19 protein-coding genes are annotated in these 19,265 nt (G+C 62.5%); 12 read left to right on the forward strand and 7 right to left on the reverse strand.

Translation table 11 applies throughout. The features are described from left to right. The first annotated feature begins 2 nt into the window (after window positions 1-2). The 9 genes from A0U93_RS00970 to A0U93_RS01010 are packed head-to-tail and all read left to right on the forward strand — an operon-like array spanning window position 3 to window position 9,876. A complete protein-coding gene (locus tag A0U93_RS00970) occupies window positions 3-1,670 on the forward strand; it encodes an AMP-binding protein (RefSeq protein ID WP_169852669.1) in 1,668 nt (555 codons plus the stop codon). After that, on the forward strand, window positions 1,657-2,556 hold the full coding sequence (locus A0U93_RS00975; protein WP_077805718.1) for an LpxL/LpxP family acyltransferase: 900 nt from the start codon (window positions 1,657-1,659) through the stop codon (window positions 2,554-2,556). Before A0U93_RS00970 ends, A0U93_RS00975 begins: the two co-directional genes overlap by 14 nt. Next, the gene (locus tag A0U93_RS00980) at window positions 2,553-3,128 is read left to right on the forward strand and encodes a LolA-related protein (RefSeq protein WP_077805719.1); all 576 of its coding nucleotides are present in this window, start codon (window positions 2,553-2,555) and stop codon (window positions 3,126-3,128) included. The genes A0U93_RS00975 and A0U93_RS00980 overlap by 4 nt, the downstream gene beginning before the upstream one ends. Next, window positions 3,129-5,474 carry an MMPL family transporter gene (locus A0U93_RS00985; RefSeq protein WP_077805720.1) on the forward strand — a complete coding sequence of 782 codons (2,346 nt, stop codon included), beginning with the start codon at window positions 3,129-3,131 and terminating at the stop codon, window positions 5,472-5,474. Next, window positions 5,471-6,661, forward strand: coding sequence for a beta-ketoacyl-ACP synthase (locus A0U93_RS00990; protein ID WP_077805721.1), 1,191 nt, complete (start codon window positions 5,471-5,473; stop codon window positions 6,659-6,661). The genes A0U93_RS00985 and A0U93_RS00990 overlap by 4 nt, the downstream gene beginning before the upstream one ends. Continuing rightward, window positions 6,658-7,455 (forward strand): beta-ketoacyl synthase chain length factor, encoded by a 798-nt coding sequence (locus A0U93_RS00995; RefSeq protein WP_077805722.1) that lies wholly within the window; start codon window positions 6,658-6,660, stop codon window positions 7,453-7,455. Before A0U93_RS00990 ends, A0U93_RS00995 begins: the two co-directional genes overlap by 4 nt. Beyond that, window positions 7,446-7,904, forward strand: a complete 459-nt coding sequence (locus tag A0U93_RS01000) for a hypothetical protein (protein ID WP_077805723.1) — start codon at window positions 7,446-7,448, stop codon at window positions 7,902-7,904. The genes A0U93_RS00995 and A0U93_RS01000 overlap by 10 nt, the downstream gene beginning before the upstream one ends. Continuing rightward, window positions 7,901-8,620, forward strand: a complete 720-nt coding sequence (gene fabG / locus A0U93_RS01005) for a 3-oxoacyl-ACP reductase FabG (protein ID WP_077805724.1) — start codon at window positions 7,901-7,903, stop codon at window positions 8,618-8,620. Before A0U93_RS01000 ends, fabG begins: the two co-directional genes overlap by 4 nt. Continuing rightward, window positions 8,617-9,876: an FAD-dependent oxidoreductase gene (locus A0U93_RS01010; RefSeq protein WP_077805725.1), complete on the forward strand. Its 1,260-nt coding sequence runs from the start codon at window positions 8,617-8,619 to the stop codon at window positions 9,874-9,876. Before fabG ends, A0U93_RS01010 begins: the two co-directional genes overlap by 4 nt. Here A0U93_RS01010 and A0U93_RS16100 read toward each other — a convergent pair. Together A0U93_RS16100 and A0U93_RS01020 are read right to left on the reverse strand one after the other, a co-directional pair. Further along, window positions 9,761-11,098, reverse strand: coding sequence for a hypothetical protein (locus A0U93_RS16100; protein WP_147151177.1), 1,338 nt, complete (start codon window positions 11,096-11,098; stop codon window positions 9,761-9,763). The two genes, A0U93_RS01010 and A0U93_RS16100, sit on opposite strands and share 116 nt — an antisense overlap. A gap of 68 nt (window positions 11,099-11,166) precedes the next feature. Then, on the reverse strand, window positions 11,167-11,757 hold the full coding sequence (locus A0U93_RS01020) for a TetR/AcrR family transcriptional regulator (protein ID WP_255318306.1): 591 nt from the start codon (window positions 11,755-11,757) through the stop codon (window positions 11,167-11,169). A 130-nt stretch (window positions 11,758-11,887) separates the two neighbouring features. Between A0U93_RS01020 and A0U93_RS01025 the strand changes: the two genes are divergently transcribed. Continuing rightward, on the forward strand, window positions 11,888-13,282 hold the full coding sequence (locus A0U93_RS01025; RefSeq protein ID WP_077805728.1) for a DHA2 family efflux MFS transporter permease subunit: 1,395 nt from the start codon (window positions 11,888-11,890) through the stop codon (window positions 13,280-13,282). A 4-nt stretch (window positions 13,283-13,286) separates the two neighbouring features. On the opposite strand, the gene A0U93_RS01030 is transcribed toward A0U93_RS01025, so the two are convergent. From A0U93_RS01030 to A0U93_RS01045, 4 genes are all read right to left on the reverse strand, one after another. Next, window positions 13,287-13,532, reverse strand: coding sequence for a hypothetical protein (locus A0U93_RS01030; protein ID WP_077805729.1), 246 nt, complete (start codon window positions 13,530-13,532; stop codon window positions 13,287-13,289). Between the two features lie 81 nt (window positions 13,533-13,613). Beyond that, the gene (locus tag A0U93_RS01035; RefSeq protein WP_077805730.1) at window positions 13,614-14,618 is read right to left on the reverse strand and encodes an inorganic phosphate transporter; all 1,005 of its coding nucleotides are present in this window, start codon (window positions 14,616-14,618) and stop codon (window positions 13,614-13,616) included. A gap of 9 nt (window positions 14,619-14,627) precedes the next feature. Next, window positions 14,628-15,290 (reverse strand): DUF47 domain-containing protein, encoded by a 663-nt coding sequence (locus A0U93_RS01040; RefSeq protein ID WP_077805731.1) that lies wholly within the window; start codon window positions 15,288-15,290, stop codon window positions 14,628-14,630. Window positions 15,291-15,403: 113 nt separating this feature from the next. Continuing rightward, window positions 15,404-16,279: an oxidoreductase gene (locus A0U93_RS01045; protein ID WP_077805732.1), complete on the reverse strand. Its 876-nt coding sequence runs from the start codon at window positions 16,277-16,279 to the stop codon at window positions 15,404-15,406. Between the two features lie 99 nt (window positions 16,280-16,378). Here A0U93_RS01045 and A0U93_RS01050 point away from each other — a divergent pair, with 99 nt between their 5' ends. Next, window positions 16,379-17,278 (forward strand): LysR family transcriptional regulator, encoded by a 900-nt coding sequence (locus tag A0U93_RS01050; protein WP_077805733.1) that lies wholly within the window; start codon window positions 16,379-16,381, stop codon window positions 17,276-17,278. Between the two features lie 10 nt (window positions 17,279-17,288). Here A0U93_RS01050 and A0U93_RS01055 read toward each other — a convergent pair whose 3' ends face one another. Further along, entirely contained in the window at window positions 17,289-18,191 is a 903-nt protein-coding gene (locus A0U93_RS01055; RefSeq protein WP_077805734.1) for a DMT family transporter, read from the reverse strand. Window positions 18,192-18,396: 205 nt separating this feature from the next. On the opposite strand from A0U93_RS01055, the gene A0U93_RS01060 reads away from it, so the two are divergent. After that, on the forward strand, window positions 18,397-19,185 hold the full coding sequence (locus A0U93_RS01060) for a deaminated glutathione amidase (RefSeq protein WP_077805735.1): 789 nt from the start codon (window positions 18,397-18,399) through the stop codon (window positions 19,183-19,185). Window positions 19,186-19,265: the final 80 nt, after the last annotated feature.

Consider the following 19,265-nt stretch of genomic DNA (forward strand, 5'->3'; position numbering starts at 1 on the left):
GCTTGCCACAGTCGTCCATTGAAAGCTGGCCGGATCTCTCGTTGGTCCATGCGCCGGAGCGTATGCTTCTGCTGCGGGGCGATCGGCATATTACCGGCACGCAATTCCTGGCAGCGGCACACCGTCTGGCGGCCTTGCTGCCCGATCGCCCTGTCATGCCGTTATGCGGCGATACGGGACGATTCATGTTCCTGTTCGCCGCCACCCTGTTGCGCGGGAAGCACGCGCTTTTAACAAGCGAGCGGGCAGCCGATCGGCTGTTCGACCTGCTGACAACGCACGATGCCATCGCCGTGACGGTCGAGGGCGACCCGGATGCATCGAGCCTGCCTGAAGGGGGGATCGTTCTGCCCGATCCATGGGCATGGAACCGGACGACCGATGATGTGCCGGTCAATCCGTCCTTCCCGGCTGACAGGCTGGCGGCGATCGTTTTCACGTCCGGAAGCACGGGCAGGCCGATCGGGCATCGGAAAAGCTGGGGCGCGCTGGTGGCCCGCAGTGTTGCCGCACTGGATCTGCTGGACCCGGAGACGGAGAGTGCCTGTATCATTGGGACCGTGCCACCCTATCATATGTATGGGTTCGAGACACTTGTCCTGCAAAGCCTCAACACGCGCGTTTCGCTCTCGGTGGGTCCCAGTCGCTATCCCGCCGACTGGCAAGATCAGCTTCGGCAGGCCCCCGCGCCAAGGATGCTGGTGACGACCCCGTTGCAGCTCCGCAGCCTGTGTCGTGCCGGGCTCGACCTGCCGCCGGTTCGCCGGGTGATTTCGGCGGCAGCGCCCCTTGACGCATCTGTCGCCGCGGATGCCGAGGAGATGCTCAAGACCGAGGTCATGGAAATCTATGGCGCGACCGAGATCGGATCGGCGGCGACGCGCCGTACGCTGGAAGGCCCGGAATGGCGGCTTTACGACGGTATCGAGTTGTCGGTGACGCAAGCGGGAGCGACCATCGCGGCGCCTGGCGCGCCGGCCTATCCGATTTCTGACGTTGTGGAGCGTACGGGCGCGCGTGGGTTTCGACTGCTGGGGCGTATCGGCGATCTGATTAAACTGGGCGGCAAACGCGCCTCCCTCTCGGCGCTCAATGCCGCGCTGAACGCCATTCCGGGCATGGAGGACGGTGCTTTCCTGCCGCCGGACGGGGAGCGCCTCGCCGATCCGGCGGCACGGATGCAGGTGTTCGCTGTCGCGCCGGGCCGGACGGCGGACGAAATTCTTCACGCTCTCAAACAGCACATCGACCCGATTTTCCTGCCGCGCGGCATTCGCATGCTGGATGCCTTGCCACGTAACGCCGTGGGCAAGCTGACACTCGCGTCTCTTCGCAAGTTGGCCAGCAACCATGAGGATGAGGAATCCCTTGGTGCTTTCAACATCCCCGCCGATCATCCATGTCTGGCCGGTCATTTTCCCGGCATGCCGGTTGTGCCGGGCGTGATGATGCTGGACGCCGGACTGGCGTGTCTGGCGAATGAATGGGGCGATGTCGGATTCCCTGTGCACATCCGGATGGTGAAGTTTCTGAAACCGGTCTTTCCCGACGAGACCGTGCAGTTTCTGGCACGCCGTTCGGACAATACCATCTGGTTGCATGGTCGGCGCGCGGATGAAACGGTTCTGCGTGTTGTGCTCGAAATGAAGCGCGGGCATGAACCGGCCTGATATCCGTTGGGTCGTGCCAGAGCGCGGCAACCGAATTGTCATGACGGCGCTGCTCGGGTTCGCGCGACGCTTTGGCCGTCGCCGGACGTCGATGCTCCTGTGGCCGATCAGCTTTTATTTCCTCGTGATGGACTATCGGGCGCGGCGCGGCTCACGCGTCTGCCTGCAACGCATCCTCGGGCGACAGATCGGCCTGCGCGACATATTCCGGCATATCCACCGTTTTGCCGAGGTCACGCTGGATCGCGTGTATTTTCTTCTCGGGGGCGTCGACGAGCCGAAACTGCATGTTTCGGGTCGTGATGTCCTGCTCGACGCACTTGGGCGCGGGAAAGGCTGCCTGCTTCTGGGCGCGCATATCGGTTCCTTCGACGCCATGCGTGCACTTGGGGCCGAACGCAATATTCGCATGCGCATGCTTATGTATCGGCGCAATCTGGGTGGCGCGACGGCTGCGCTCGAGGCGCTGGCGCCGGATTATGAGGCGGGCATCATCGCCATCGGCCAGCCGGACACGATGTTGAAGGTGGCCGAGAGTCTGGCACGTGGGGAGGTGGTCGGCATTCTGGCGGATCGCGCGGCGATTGCCGGGCGAAGCGTCGGCGTGCACCTGTTCGGGCGTGAAATCCGGCTGCCTGAGGGACCATTCCGTCTGGCCCTGCTCACCGGTGCGCCCATCGTGATGGCCAGTGCCCTGCGTCGGAACGATGGTTCCTATGATGTGAAATTCGAAGCCATGCCCAGCCTGCTGGCAACGCAGGGTCGTGGGCGTCGTGCGCTCGTTCAGGCTGCGGCTGAACGATATGCGGCATGGATGGAAAATCTATGCCGGGCGCATCCGTTCGCATGGTTCAATTTCTACGACTACTGGAATGAGACGACATGAAGCCTGTTCGCGTTATCCTTGCGGTCGGCATCCTGACGGGCATCGGCGGTGCGAAGGCTGCCGATCAGGGCGCGGAACTTGCCGCGCGTATCGTCGCGCAACTGGGGCAGGTGCCGGAACGTGCCCGCCATTTCCAGGAACACCGTGAGATTGCGGCCCTCGACCGCCCGCTCGTGACGACGGGTACGCTGACGTTCCGCAAGCCGGATTTTCTCGAAAAGACGACGATCACCCCGCGCCTCGAGGACATGACCATCCAGGGCGACAGGGTATCGATCCGGCGTGGCGATGGTCCGGTCCATGTAATCATGCTCGATCAGAGCCCCGAGCTTTCCGTTCTCGCAACCACCCTGCGCGCGCCCCTTTCCGGCGACAGTCAGGCGCTCAGGCATTACTACACGCTCTCCGCCAGCGGCGATCTAGGCCATTGGACTCTCCTGCTGTCGCCCGTCGATCAGGAAGCGGCGCGATATGTTCGGAATGTTACGCTGGCGGGGCGCAACAACGTCGTCGATAGCGTTCGCGTCGTCCTGAGAAACGGCGACAGGCAGATGCTGGTTATCGATCCCTAAATGACGTCAGGAAAACACTGGTGGCTCGCGATGGCGTTCGTATGCGCCGCCATGTTCGCGGGCGGCGTTTTCATCGTCATTCCGTTGCGTATGGACATGGCCGGTTTCCTTCCCCGAGGCCACGATGCGGGGTCGCGCTTTCTGTTGCGGGAAGTTCAGCAAGGCGTCGCGGGTACTGTCATTATGGCCGGGATCGACAACGCGCCGGAGCCGGAGTTGGCGCGTCTCAGCATGGGACTGCGCAACGCCCTGGCACAGGACCGCCAGTTCGTGACCGTGGCGAACGGTGCGTTTTCGATTGAGGGCGATGAAGCATTGCGTCGGATTATGTTCCAGAACCGGTATGTTCTGGCGCCCGATGCCGCCAGTCGGGATTTCCGGCCGACCTCGCTTCGGCAGTCCTTCGGCAGGCTGCTGGACGACCTGAATTCTGAATCTGGCGCGCCGTTCTCGGGCATGTTGCTGCGCGATCCCACGGGTGCGTTTCTCGATTTGGCGCGATCATTCTCACCCGATGCCTATGTCGGCTTTCGCCAGGGCGTATGGTTCGCGCCCGAACAGACGGAACGCGCGCCGCGCGCCTTGCTGTTGATCCGCACGCGGGCAGCGGGCATGGACCTGCCGCATCAGGCGTCGGCACAAAAAGCCATCCGGGGCGATTTCATGGCCCTGCATCCCAAGGAAGCGCGGCTCCTGCTCAGCGGTCCGGGCGTTTTCGCGCAGGCGAGCGCGGGCGGTATGCGGCATGATATCGATACGATCTCTGCCGCCTCCCTCCTGTTGGTCATTGGCATTCTGTACTGGCGCTTTCGCTCCCTGTGGATGCTGGCGGCGATCGGCGTGCCGTTCCTGTTGTCTCTCGGCGCAGGCATGATCGCGGTGCGCGCGGTCTTCGGTTACGTGCACGGCGTGGCTTTCGGCTTCGGCATGACAATGCTCGGCGTTTCGCTCGACTATCCCGTGCTGCTGGTCGGGCACCGGGATCGCGGGGAAGGGCCGGAGGCAACGTTGCGCCGGATCGGCAGGAGCATGCGTATCGGGGTGGCCACGGCAGTGCTTGGCCTGACGGGTATGATGTTCTGCGGCCTGACCGGACTCGCGCAATTGGGTGTTTTCGCGGCGGCGGGTTTGCTGACAGCGGCGTTCGTGACGTTATACATTATGCCGAAACTGATCGTTGCGGCGGATCTGGCGCCAAATATCAGCGGTCCATCGCGGATTTTGGCGCGAATGGAGCAATGGCGTCAGGCACGCGCGATTTGCCTTGTGCCGGTATTAATCAGCGTGGGGGTTATCGTCTGGTACCCGCCGGCATTCGATGTCCGCCTGACCGCGCTAAGCCCCATTCCCGATCAATTGCGCCAACTGGACACGGCGTTCCGGCGCGATCTCGGCGTGCCGGATGCTTCGCTGCTGGTGGCCGTGTCCGATGTCAGCGCGGAGGGGGTGCTCGAACGTGAAACGGCGCTGGAACCGGCTGTCGCCGCACTGCGCGCGCAAGGTGCATTGGCCGGTGCCCAGAGCGCGACACGCCTTCTCCCCGCCGCCGCGACGCAACGCAGTCGAGCCGCCACTTTGCCGGATCCAGCCACTCTGAAGGCAGCCGTCGACGAGGCGCGACGGGATCTGCCGTTTCGTGCCAACGCTTTCGATGGGTTCACGGCCGATGTCGCCATGGCGCGTCAGTCGCCGCCAGTGATTCCGCAGGATTTTCATAACACGCCGTTGGCAGCGGCATTGTCGCCGCTCCTGTTCGAGCGGGACGGCCGATGGTGGGGCCTGCTCTTGCCGGAAGACGTGCGGGATCGCGTTGCGGTCACAAGGGCTTTCGAGAATATACCGAACGTGATGGTCCTGGATTTCCGCCAGGAAATGGACGGCCTCAGCGCCCATTACCTCCATCGAACCATCCGTTGGATGGCTGTAGGTTGTATTCTGGCGATCGCGGTGCTTGTCCTCGGCCTGAGGGAAATCCGACGCGTGGCGCGCGTTCTTGGCGTGGTGATGAGCGTGATCGTCACGATGATGGGGGCTGCCTCGTTAGCTGGCGTGCCCTTGACCCTGGTGCATCTTGTGGCGCTGCAATTCGTGCTGGGCGTCACGCTCGACTACGCGTTGTTCTTCGCACGGCCGCAACTCGATGATGCCGAACGGGCGCGCACGATGCGTACGCTCCTGATCTGCAATGCCATGACGGTCATGACATTCGGGATGCTGGCGTTGTGTCATACCATGGTTCTGCGGCATATCGGCGCAACGGTCGCGCCGGGTGTGCTCCTGGCGATGATCTATGGCTTCCTGCTGGCCGGGGAGCGCCCGGCGATAGAGAGAACCAACGCGTCATGACGCCACTGTCGATCAGTGCCGGTACGGTGCTCAGCGCGATTGGCGCGGGCTGGGCCGAAACGGATAAGGCCCTGTGTGCCCGCCGTTCGGGCCTGCGACCTTGCGATTTCGCGGGCATCACGGCGGGGTTTGCCGGTGAAGTCGCGGGCGTTGCCGAACATGCGTTCTCCGGTCCTGCGGGGTTCGACTGCCGTAATAACCGGCTGGCCGATATGGCGCTGGGGCTGGACGGTTTCGGCAAAGCCGTGGCCGCGGCTGCGGCATTCTACGGTCGCGCGCGCGTTGCTGTCGTGGTGGGAACCTCCACGTCGGGCATCCTCAGTGCCGAGGATGCCTATGCGGCAACCGATCCCGAAACTGGCGCCATGCCAGCCGATTTCGATCAGGCGCGCACGCAGGACCTTTTCTCGCTGCCGCGTTTCGTGGCGACGAAACTGGGTCTGGAAGGGCCGTTGTTGACAGTTTCGAATGCCTGCGCGTCGTCTTCGCGTGCTTTTGTCGACGCGCGGCACTGGCTGGAAGCGGGACTTTGCGATGCGGTTGTCGTTGGTGGGGCTGATAGCCTTTGCCGGATGACATTGCGCGGTTTCGCGTCGCTGGGACTGGTCGCGCCCGGTATGACGCGCCCCTGCGATGTGGCGCGCGACGGGATTTCCGTGGGCGAAGGCGCGGGGTTCGTATTGCTGGAGCGAACCGGCGTCCGGCCCGATGCCCCTGTTCTCGCACGCTGGCTCGGCTATGGCGTGAGCAGCGACGGACACCATATGTCATCCCCCGACCCGGCCGGACGCGGTGCCGTGGCGGCGATGTCTCAGGCGCTTGACCACGCCGGATTGCAGGCCTCCGACATCGACTACATTAATCTGCATGGCACCGGCACGCCTGCCAACGATGCCATGGAGGATCGCGCTGTTTTCACGGTTTTCGGCGATCAGGTTCCCTGCGCGTCGACAAAGGGCTGGACCGGGCATACGCTGGGGGCGTCGGGTATCATCGAGGCGATGATGGCGGCGATCATGCTGCGGCAGCATTACCTCGCGGGTTGCCTGAACGTGGGCGCCGTGGATCCGGCCTTCAAATCATCCGTGATGACGGAGACAATTGCGGCGTCGCCAGCCTTCATCATGAGCAATGCCTTCGGCTTCGGTGGCACGAATTGCAGCCTCCTGTTCGGTGCTGCGGGATGAAGGTCATCCTGCGTGGAACATCGGTCTGGGGACCGGGACTTTCGGGATGGTTGCAGGCGGCGCCGGTCCTGCGTGGGGATGTCGGCTGGGCATCGTCGCCGGTGCTGCCGCCGGCGCCAAGCTGTCTGCCGCCCAATGAACGACGTCGTTGCGGGCCTGTGACACGGCTGGCGCTCGCGCTGGCGGAAGATGCGTGCGTGCGGTCCGGACTCGCACCTGCGGCGCTCCGAAGCGTTTTTGCCAGTTCGAACGGGGATGGAGGCGTCGTGGATGATATTCTCGGTGCGGTGACGACGCCCGGTGGCGAGGTGTCGCCGACGCGCTTCCATAACTCCGTCCATAACGCGACTGCCGGATACTGGACGATCGGCCAGGGCACGATCGCGCCGGCGGCCGCGCTCGGATGTTTCGACTGGTCCTTCGGCCAGGGATTGCTCAAGGCGATGGCGGAATGCGTGGTCGAAGATGCGCCGGTTCTGTTCGTGGCCTACGACCTGCCGATCCCCGGGCCGATTGGCACCGTGCGCATCACGCAGGAAGCTTTTGGCTGCGCATTGCTGCTCGATCCTGCAACGACGACCAACGGTCTTGCGACACTCGACGCCGCATACTGCCCGACAGCGGTCACGGAGGACGACATTCCACTAGAGGCGCTGGACCGTTTGGCCATGGGCAACCCGGCAGCCAGAAGCATTCCGCTGCTCCGCGAAATCGCACGAGGCGGTACGGGTAAGCCGCTGCAAATGGTCTGTCAGCCCGGAATTTTGCATATCAAGGTAACGCCATGCCCCTGACCGCTGCCCTCGAACGTGCTGACATTCTCGCGCTGATCCCGCATCAGGGTCGATCATGCCTGCTCGATACCTGTCTGGGCTGGACGGACACGACACTTTCGGCACAGACGCGGATGCATCTGCTGCCCGACAATCCATTGCGGGCGAATGGTCGCCTTGGGGCAGGAGCCGGCGCGGAGATGGCGATGCAGGCGGCGGCCCTGCATGGGGCGTTGACTGCCGGGAGAGAAAAGGCGCCCGGCTATCTCGCCGTCCTGCGTGACATGGAGATTGCAGTGCCATGGCTCGACTGTCCTGATTATGGCGCGTTAGCCATCGACGTCACACGTGAGCAGGCGGATTCAGCCGGGATGATCTACGGGTTTCGTGTCTCGTCAGAGAAAGGCGAAAGACTTCTGGCGGGGCGTGGGATCGTGATGTTTCGATCGATCTCAACGGTGAATGCATGAAACGCGCTCTGGTCACGGGTGGCGCCAGCCCGATCGGCGCTGCCATATGTCGGCGTCTGGCGGCGGATGGTCTGCATGTCATCATCCATGCGCACGCATCGGCGGCTCATGCACGCGATCTTGCGACGACGATCTGCCGGAAAGGTGGTTTGGCCGAAACCTGGATATGTGATCTGACCGACGCTGCGGCGACGCACGCGGCGCTTGCCGGGCTTACGACACAGGGTGTGCCGCAGGTGATCGTACATAATGCCGGGACGCACGATGACGTAACGATGGCGGGGATGAGTGCCGCGCAATGGCGCGATGTCCTGGCGGTCTCGCTGGATGGCTTTTTCCATATCGTGCAGCCACTGTTGCTGCCCATGACGCGGACGCGCTGGGGGCGTATCATCGCCCTGTCTTCCGTCACCGCGCGAATGGGCAACCGGGGGCAGGTCAACTATGCCGCCGCCAAGGCCGGGCTGGAAGGTGCCGTCCGCTCCCTGGCGCGGGAGGTCGGAAGCCGAGGCATCACGGTCAACGCCGTGGCGCCGGGCATTATCGAATCTCCGGCAACCAGCGTAGTGCTGGACGCCGGGGCCATTGCCGCGATGGTGCCCGCCAGACGTGCCGGGCAGCCGGATGAGGTGGCCGATCTCGTGGCCTTTCTGGCATCCGAACGGGCGGCCTATATCTCCGGGCAGACAATCGGAATCAACGGAGGCATGGCATGACCGAGGCAATCGCACCGGAATTGTGCGATGTTCTGGTGATTGGCGGCGGACCGGCCGGCAGCACGGCGGCGACGCTGCTGGCGCGCCGTGGCTATTCCGTCGTGATGCTGGAAAAGGAGCATCATCCGCGCTTCCACATCGGCGAATCCCTTCTGCCATGCAACCTGCCGCTGCTCCGCGATCTGGGCGTACTGCCGCAGGTGAAGGAGATCGGCGTTTTCAAGCCGGGTGCCGAGTTTGTCTCCGATGGCGGGGAAGGGCGGGTGGCGTTTCCGTTCCGATGGGCGATCGGTGCCAGGGAAACGCATGCCTATCAGGTTCGGCGCTCGGAATTCGACGAGATACTGTTCCGCAATGCCGCGGCGCATGGCGTGTCCACGCGGGAGGGAATACGCGTGACCGAAGCCCGTTTTCCACCGGGCCAGCGTGCGGACATTCTGGCTGTCGATGGACAGAAGCGGGTGCGCCGCTTTGCACCGCGGTTTGTTCTCGATGGGTCCGGTCGCGATGGTTTCCTGTCGCATCGCTTCCACGAGCGAAGGGCCAACAAGCATAATTCCACGGCCGCGATCTTCACCCATTTCCGCCATGTCGAGCGACGTGAATCGGGCATGGAAGGGTATATCTCGATCCATCTTGTCGAGGATGGATGGTTCTGGATGATCCCGTTGCGTGATGACGTCATGAGTGTGGGTTTCGTCGGCGATCGGAAGGCGTTCCGGGAACATGCGGGTCCCAGAACCGATCTTTTCTGGAAGAAGGTGGCCGAGAGCCCCAGCGTGTCCCGGCGTCTGGCAAATGCGACACAACTGAACCCGCTCTCGACGACGGGCAATTACTCCTATCGCGCCGACCGCAACTGGGGGGCGGGATATTACATGATCGGGGATGCCTACGCCTTTCTCGATCCTGTCTTTTCCTCCGGCGTGCTGTTGGCCATGCGAAGTGCCTATCGGGGCGCGCGGGTGGCTTCGGCATGGCTACGCAGTGCGGAAGCCGGACGACGCGCCGCGCGACGCGAGGAGCGCCGAACAAAGGCGGAAATGCGCCGCGTGGCCTGGATGATCTATGGGATCAACGACCCGGATCAGCGAAAGCTTCTGCTTAATCCCCGCAATTTCCTCCGGATGCGCGATGGCGTCATTTCCCTGCTGGCGGGAGACTTCGGAGGGCGCTGGATTGTGCAGTTGCCGCTGGCGGCGTTTCGACTGGTATTACGGACCATGCGCTGGCGCCGGGCGCGGGCAACTGGTTGAGACCGCGCTCGACCAATGCCTGCTCACGTGTGAGCCAATCGTAATATGCGTTGTAGAAAGCGCTGAAATCGGAAGGCTCGCGCCCCAGCCACCACGCAAGCGGCTTTCTTTCGGCGCTGATTCGAGCATACAGGGCACGGTACCATAAAAGGTTGGCGCGCAGATCGTGATAGCGCGGTGCATCGAGATATCGCTGGAATGCACGATGATAGTGCCCCAGAACCGGGTCGTCATAAAAGATCAGCGCTAGTCTGGTGTTGTAAACGTCGTTCGGTGTCCTGACGGGGTGGGAGTCCAGGATGATGCCCGGTTCACCCGGCAACCAGCCGTCATCCATGAGCGAGCGCCGCGTCAACGGATCGTGATATAGCGCGTGCAGATCATCGGGTGCATGACGCGCGGCGCGGTCCAGCAGATTGACGACCTCATTTTTCGGCACGGGAAAACTGAAGGCGGACGTCAGGATGAAACGATCGACCGGCCAGTTGTGCCAGAAGCCCGCAGCGGCGAGCGCGTTATGGGTGAGATGATTGCAGTTGTCCTGCAACACATTGGTGTCGAAGGTTTTTTCTCCCTGATGATAGGGTGCGTTACGGCTATTGAGGAAGGAGATGGCGCGACTCATCTGCTTTTCCGTCAGCGGCAGCCGTGCGCAGTAACGCGCCCGGCCGAAACTGACCGCATAATCCGTGCCGATGGAGACCTCGTATTTCCATGACTCGCGTGAGGTGCCGGCCGGTCTGTCGGCGACGGCCCAGTCCCGGAAATTGATCGCGCTGTAAAGCCCGCGTTTCTGCGCCTCGGCCTTCGTTGCCTGATAATCGGCGCGGCCAAGTCCTTCACCCGGCCTGAGGATGCCATCGAAAAAGAACGCGCGATCCCCGATGCCGACCCAGTTCGCATTGACAAAATGGGCGTTCATGCTGATCCCGGTGCCCCCATCGGCACAGGCGTGCAACACCGGATAGGTCGAATGTGGATCGAGGCACGCACCGTGCAGGAACATGACGGCATGGCCGCCCGGGCCGCCAGCAATATCCGCCCCATAGCCCGGCTTCTTGGATATCTGCGAAACGGCGCATAATTCGGCCCATTGCGGAAACAGACCGTCGTATGCTGCATCGTTCGCAAGCGGACCGGGATGGTTGAAGTCTGGCGGTGTGCATCCAACGAGGCAGATGACGGTTGCTGCGACAGGCAGAAAATAGGCAAAAAGGCGCACGCGGTTCCCTGGCTGATGTGTGTTCGAGCGTCGGCAACCGCCAGTCCCGATTTTGACATGTGCGTCGTTTATTCGATCGGCGCAGCTTTCAGCCTCGATACCAGATAAAGCCGATTCATGAAGCGCAATTCGTCTGATGCGCCGTTGCTGGTCGGCAGGCTGCCGTTGGTCATACCCAGCATTGTTTTCATGTTATTGGCAACGACAGCTGCGATATCGGCGGTCTGCGCCGTCGATATGTGCGGCGCATGTTTCCCGATTGCTGCGGCGATACCCGCCAGCGCAAGGGCGCGGGAATGCCGGCGTATTTCCGTCCGGTTGGTGTGGGCGTCCATCAGGATGGGCAGGGCGTTGATACGCGGGTAGTGGGTCACGAGCAGATCGACCAGCAGGTCGGCTAACTCCGGCGTGCCGATCGTGTCGGCGCGATGCTGGATGGCTGCATATTCTTCATGCAGGATGGCCATCTGCTGGGTCATGAGTGCTTCAGCCACGCTCTCCTTGTTGGGAAAGAACCGGTAAAGCGACCCGATCCGCGCGCCTGCGCTGGTCGCGATTTCCGCCATCGTCGTCGCATCGTAGCCCCGCTGTTCGAACACCTGTGCCGCAGCATTCAGGATTGCGGCGACACGCTGTCGGCCATCGGCGCGCTGAGGCACCAGTGCTGAACGGCTTGACGAAGTTGAGTGCGTGCTCAAATATCCGGCCTTGTTTGAGGATTGGCTCAATTTCCAATGACGCCCGTCGGAGGGATCCGACTGAGGGACTGTCCGATGAAAAGTAGGTCCGATGAAACCTCTCGTAAATGATATACGCGATGGGCAATGGTCGTCCGATGTCTGGAAGGTGGTCGCCGTTGCAGCCATCGGATCATTTATGGCGCAACTGGATGCGACGATCGTCAATGTGTCGTTGACGACTCTCGCGCATGAACTGCGAACCTCGCTGAATACGATTCAGTGGACGATGAGCGGATATCTGCTGGCGTTGGCACTGACGCTGCCACTCAGCGGCTGGCTTGTGGATCGTTTCGGCACGCGAGCCGTCTATCTTGCCTGTTTCGTGGCGTTTACCTTGTCTTCGGCACTATGTGGCCTCGCCTGGTCTGGCGAGTCGTTGATCGTCTTCCGTATTTTGCAGGGCATGAGTGGTGGACTGCTGACGCCGATGGCGCAGCTGGTCGTCGCGCGGGTTGCCGGGGAGCGCCTGCCGCAACTGGCCGGCATCATGACGATGCCGGTGTTGCTTGCGCCTCTTTTCGGTCCTGCCATTGCCGGCGTGCTGCTGCACGTTGCGTCCTGGCGTTGGCTGTTCTGGCTCAATCTTCCCGTTGGTGGGCTGGCCGTCGTCATGGCGATGCTGTTTTTGCGTGAGGAGAGCGATCGACAAGCGCCGAGGTCACTGGATTTGCGGGGACTTGGGTTGGTTTCCGTTGCTTCTGTTCTGTTTCTTCTTGGACTGGATCATGTCGCTGCGATGGGCGGCTTGGCAGCCCTGCTCGCGGCGATGACGTCCGCCGTATCATACTGGCTTTGGGCGCGACGGCAGGGCGAGCGGGCGTTGATCGATCTGCGGCTGTTGAAGGTGCCGCCGTTTCGTATTGCGCTTGGTGGCCTGTTCCTGATGAATGGCGTTTCCTTTGCCGGTCAGATGCTTGTGCCGGTCTATTTCATACGCGACTGCGGCATGTCTCCCGAGCGCGCTGGTCTCTTCATGATGCCTCTGGCATTGGGGATGATGTGTGTCTTTCCGCTCATGGGCCGCCTGACGGCATATTTTGGCATTCGGCGGCTGGCATCGTTCGGTGCCATTGCGGCGTTGTCCGGCACGCTGCTCCTCGTCGTCATGGCTCGGAACGGCTTCTCATTCTGGATGTCGAGCGTCGGACTGTTGCTGAGGGGCGCCGGGATCGGCGCGGTCGGTATTCCGGCAATGAGCGCCGGCTACCGTTCTATCGCCAAACCCGACCTGCCGATGGCGACGACGGCATCAAATATCGTGCAGCGCCTTGGTGGTCCGGTCATTACGACGCTATGCGCGATTTTGCTCGGTTGGCAGCTGGGAACACAGAAGTCGACGACCGATGCTCTTACGGCTGCCTTTGCGTTCCTGTGCGCCTTTCACCTGCTGCTCTTTTTTGTCGCCATGCGCCTGCCCGCGACGCTTCCCAAGGAGGAAAACTGACGGATCAGGATATGCCGACGTGATACAGGAAGAACATGCTCCAGAAGAATGTCGCGGCCAGAGCGATATAATTCGTGTGGAAGTACCCTTGATCGTCCATCCACGTGCCAGCGATCGCCCAACCGACGCAGACATGCGCCAGAACGATGCCGACGAGCATGCCGATCAGCCGCCTTTTCAGCCGGCGATCATCCGACTTCTGCTTCTCCCGCTTCTCGAAGGAACTGGTCGGTAACTGGATAACGTCCATCTGAGCCTCCTGCGGGAAAGATAGGTCGTTTGATGAGAAAAAGCCAACTTTTGACCGAAGAAAATCAGATAGGCTGCAAAATCATATGAGACGTCCGATCCAGTAACCGCCAGCACCGGCCAGCGCTGCAGCGGGAAGTGTCAGACCCCATGCGATGACGATTCGGCGGGCGACTCCCCAGCGCACCGCTGAAACACGGCGGGCCGCGCCCACGCCGACCACGGCGCCGGTGATGGTGTGCGTGGTGGAGACGGGCACGCCAAGCCATGTCGCGCCGAACAGGGCCGCGGCAGCGCCCGTCTCGGCACTGAAACCCTGCATCGGCGTCAGATGCGTGATGCGGGTGCCCATGGTGCGGACGATCTTCCAGCCACCGCACAGCGTGCCCAGCGCCATGGCGGTCTGGCAACTGAGGACCACCCAGAGCGGGACATGGAAGGGGCCACTCAGCCTGCCCTGGGCGTAGAGAAGGACGGTGATGATGCCCATCGTCTTCTGCGCGTCGTTACCGCCATGCGCGAGACTGAGCAGGGCGGAGGAGATCAGTTGCAGGTGCCGGAACCGGCGATCGGCGGCAAGCGGCATGGATCGGACGCAAAGCCAAGACGCGACGAGGATGAGGAGCATGGCTGCGACGACGCCCGTCAGGGGCGACAGGACGATGGCCGAGGTGACCGTCGCCAGACCGCCCCACAGGACTGCGCCGAAACCGGCCTTGGCGATACCGGCGCCGATCAGACCGCCGACGAGCGCGTGGCTGCTGCTGGAGGGGATGCCCAGCCTCCAGGTCAGGACGTTCCAGAAGATCGCCCCGCTCAGCGCGCCGAAGATGACCGTGGAGTCGATCAGACTTTGTGCGACGAGACCATGCCCGATCGTGCCGGCGACATGCAGGCCGAACACCGCGAAGGCGATGAAATTGAAAAACGCTGCCCAGACAACGGCCGTCAGGGGCCGCAGCACGCGGGTCGCGACCACGGTGGCGATCGAGTTGGCGCTGTCATGCAGTCCGTTGAGGAAATCGAAAATCAGGGCGACGGCGATCAGCCCGACGAGCATTGGCGCGTCCGCGATGATATTCATCATGCCGACGGATCACACCTGTTCCACGACGATACCGTCGATCACATCGACGATATCCTCGCATCGATCGACGACGGCTTCGACGAGGTCATAGACCTTTTCGATAATCAGCTTGTCGCCTGCCGTCATGTCGCTTGCGAAAAGCGTGCGCAGGCCACGGTCCAGCAGGTCATCCGCCTCGCTCTCGCAGGCGCGGACGGCAACGGACATTTTGCCCAGCGCTTCCGCGTTCTTGTCGATGGCGTTGAGGAGCGGCATCGCCTCGGAGATCAGGCGTGAAGCACGCTCGGAGCACTCCGCCATCGCGCGCATTTCCGGCGTGAAGGCCACGCCATACAACGTCATGCGTCGGCCGGTATCTTTCATCAGATCGATCGTATCATCGAGCGCGGTAATCAGATCGAGGATCTGTGAACGATCGAAGGGCGTCACGAAAGAGCGGTGAATGTCGAGAACGGTGGCGCGCGTGATGCGATCCGCCTCGTTCTCCAGTCGGTTGATTTCGGCAACCTGCAATGCGCTGTCGTCGCCATTGGCGGTCAGGCGATGGAACGCGGCGGCGGCCCCCACGATCAGCTGCGCATGCGAACAGAAATAGTCGATGAACCTGGCGTCGCTGGGCATCAGCGAACGATAGAAACGCAGCAATATGTTGGATTTGGCAGCCTTGTTCATTCGATCTCGCTGTTAAAAGCCCGTCGTTCCTGGCGATCCATACTGGGCCTCGATCCGAATGGAAAGGGAAAGGCTGTGAGACCGGCTCAGCGAGCACCGGTCCCACGGATGACTCAGGTCGTTTCGCCGGCGATGGCGTCGAGTTGCGCCAGGGTCCGCGCATCGAGTTCCAATCCGGCGGCGCCAAGATTTTCCCGCAAATGGGCGGTCGACGACGTTCCGGGAATAAGGAGGATGTTATCCGCATGCGCCAGGAGCCAGGCCAGCGCCAGTTGACGCGCTGTGGCGCCGATCCGCGTTGCGATGTCGTTCAGCTTTGTCGACTGGATGGGGGTGAATCCGCCAAGCGGGAAAAACGGCACATAGGCGATCCCCTCGCGGCCCAGGGTCGCGATGACAGGCTCGTCCTGTCTGTGGACGATATTATAGAGGTTCTGCACGCAGACGACCGGCGCGATCTTCCGTGCCTCGTCGATCTGCGTTGCGGTGACGTTGCTCAGCCCCAGATGGCGGATCAGACCCTGTTGCTGCAGCGCGGCAAGCGTCGTGAACTGCTCTTCAATGGAACCCTCGCTCGGCGCATGCACGTCGCCCATGACGCGCAGATTGACGACATCGAGACGCTCGAGGCGCAGTCGCCGGAGATTGTCATGCACCGCCTGCGTCAACTGGGCAGGGCTCTGGGCCGGGAGCCAGGATGCATCCTCACCACGCACCGCCCCGACTTTCGTGACGATGCGCAGATCGGCGGCATAGGGGTGGAGGGCCTCGCGGATGAGGTCGTTCGTCACGTGCGGTCCATAGAAATCGCTGGTGTCGATATGATTGACGCCGGATGCGACCGTCTCGCGCAGGACGGCGATGGCCTGCGCCCGATCGTTCGGTGGGCCGAACACGCCCGGACCGGCAAGCTGCATGGCGCCATATCCCATGCGGTTCACGGTGTCGTCGCCGAGACGGTAGGTTCCGGCATGGTTCACATTGGTCATTCGCCTGTTTCCCCTGGTTCGTTATATGGCAATGATGATCCTGTCGCTGCCTGCTCACAATCGGCGCCTCACGAAACACCCTGTTCGGAATTGTGCACAATGTCGGTCGAGATGCAGGATCTGTCAGTGTTTATGGCCGTCGTCAGGGCAGGCGGGTTCCGCGAGGCAGCGCGCCGGACGAATGTCTCGGCCTCCAGCGTCAGCGAAGCGGTCCGGCGGCTTGAGGCACAACTGGGTGTGCGCCTGCTGAACAGGAATACGCGCAGCGTGCATCCCACGGAAGCCGGCAGCCGATTGGCGGATCGCCTTGCTCCCGCATTCGACGAAGTTGGCGCGGCAATCGCCGCCGTCAGCGATTTCCGCGATCGGCCGGCCGGCACGCTGCGGATCAACGTGCCGGGGGGCGCCGCCCGGCTCATCCTGCCGGAGATCGTTCCGGCTTTCCTCAAGGCCTATCCCGACATCACGATGGAGGTCATCGTGGAGGACGGTTTCGTGGATATGCTGGCCGCCGGTTGCGATGCGGGAATACGTTATGACGAGGCTCTGGAGCAGGACATGATCGCCGTGCCGATCGGGCCGCGCTGGCAGCGTTTCGCGACGGCGGCGGCGCCGTCCTATCTGGCCGCCAGAGGGTGGCCCGAGCATCCGCTTGATCTGCAACGACATGCCTGCCTGCGTGGGCGATTTTCGAGCGGGACGATGCCGGCATGGGAGTTCGAGCGGGCAGGTCAAATCCTCCGCGTCGAACCTACAGGGCCGCTGATGGTGCGCCTTGGCGCGGCTGTCGATCTGGCGATCAGCGCGGCGGTGGAAGGTCTGGGCATCATCCACCTTTATGAAGAGTGGCTACGACCGCATCTGGAGAGCGGCGCGCTGGTGCCGGTGCTCAAGCCGTGGTGGCAGACGTTCAGCGGTCCTTATCTGTATTATCCGAGCCGACGGCACATGCCGCCGCCACTACGCGCCTTCGTGGCCTTTATTCGCACGAGGCGCTGAACCGCGCGCCTTACGAGCAGGATGCCTTGACCGGCGAAAATGTTTTCTTTCCGAACCTGTTGGTGATGAAGACGCCCGTCATGACGACCGCCCCGCCAGCAAGGGTGTTAACGGTCGGAATTTCGCCGGTGAGGAAAAATGCCAGCACGATCGTGGTAGGGGGCAGGAGATAGAGCAGCGTTGCCGTCCGCGCCGCGCCGCGGATGCCGATGACATAGGCCCATGCGGCATAACCGAGGGCCGCAGGAAATATGCCGAGTTCGATCACTGCGGCACGGGTATGCCAGGACGCGCGTGCAAGTCCGTCGACGGCCTGTGGCCACCAGGGCGACAGCAGAAGCGCGCCGACGATCAGCACGTAGGCGGTCGTGGTCAGCGCGCCGTATCGCCGGACAAGCGCCTTTTGCGCCGTGGTGTAGATGGCACCCGATATGGCACAGCCGATGACGAGGACCGCGCCGGAGCCGAACGACAGGCCGTCACGCATGCCCAGAACGATCATCGCCACACCGCTGAAGCTGGTCAGTGATCCAATCCATCCCCATGCTGAGAGCTGCTCCCCCATGAGAAAGACCGCGATGAGGGTCGCCAGCAGCGGGGCGGCGCTGATGATGAGGCTCGCCGCACCGGCCGACACCGTCTGCTCGCCGGTGTTGAACAGGATATTGTAGATCGTGATGCCGATCGCGCCGCAGAGCACGAAGCGCAGCCAGTCCCGGCGGGCGGGAAACGGTGGACGATGATAGAGCAGCCAACCCAGCGCGAGCGTTGCGGCCAGACCATATCGGGCGGCGGCAAGGGGGATCGCCGCGATCTCGGGCAAGGCGATGCGCACGATGGGATAGGCGCTGGACCACGAAAGAATGGCCAGCGCTGCCGCGAAGACGATGAAGCGTGAAGGAACCGGTTCCATGCAAGCGATCCGTTGGAAAGAAAACAACATCTTGTGCCGCCGCCTCTTGCATGGCGAATTGCATACGCGTCAGGATTGCGGTCATCGATGGCGAGGCGGTGTTTCGCCATGGGAATGACTGCGTTTCAGCGCAATGTCCATATGTTTCCCCGGAAGAGACAGACCGTCGCTTCGGGCTTGAAATGCACCGCGGGGGGATACGCCGATGAAAGTGGCTTTGGGTCAGTTTGCTGTTGCGGCCGAATGGCAGGCAAATCAGGCGACGTGTCTCGATTTGATCGCCCGGGCAAAGGCTGGCGGCGCGGATTTGCTCGTTTTGCCGGAAGGGGTTCTGGCGCGCGACATCAACGATCCGGAAATCATGCCGAAGACGGCGCAGCCGCTTGATGGTCCTTTTATGGCCGGGCTGGCCGCGGCAACCGATGGCATAACCGTGATGGGCTGCGTCAATGTGCCCGATGGCGCGGGGCGCTTCCACAACACGCTATTTGCCTTGCGCGACGGCAGGCTGGTGGCGTGCTATCGCAAACTGCATCTCTACGATGCATTCAGCGCCCGTGAGTCCGAGCGGACCGCACCCGGGAACGAACTGCCGCCGGTGATTGACGTGGCTGGCGTGAAGGTCGGCGTCATGACCTGCTACGATCTGCGCTTTCCCGAAGTGGCGCGCGCCCTGGCGGTTGCCGGTGCTGAGGTGATCGTCGTGCCTGCCGCATGGTTTCGCGGCCCGGGCAAGGAGCGCCATTGGGAGGTGCTCAACGTTGCCCGCGCACTTGAGAATACCTGCTATGTCGTGGCAGTGGGGGAGTGCGGGTCGCGGAACTGCGCCGCGAGCATGGTGATTGATCCCCTGGGCGTCATCGTTCTGGCGTTGGGGGAAGCGCCGGCGCTTGGCTTCTACGATATCGATTCCACCCGTATTGCCGACGCCCGACGTATGTTGCCGGTTCTGGAAAACCGCCGCTTCGCGGACCCGGTTCTCCGTCAGTCATGAGACGATCCGGCAAATAAGGGAAACGGGACCGCCGTCATCTGCGTTGTTCATGACAATCATGGGCCAATTCAGGCGCAGGG

The organism is Neoasaia chiangmaiensis, assembly GCF_002005465.1.
Lineage (GTDB): Bacteria > Pseudomonadota > Alphaproteobacteria > Acetobacterales > Acetobacteraceae > Neoasaia > Neoasaia chiangmaiensis.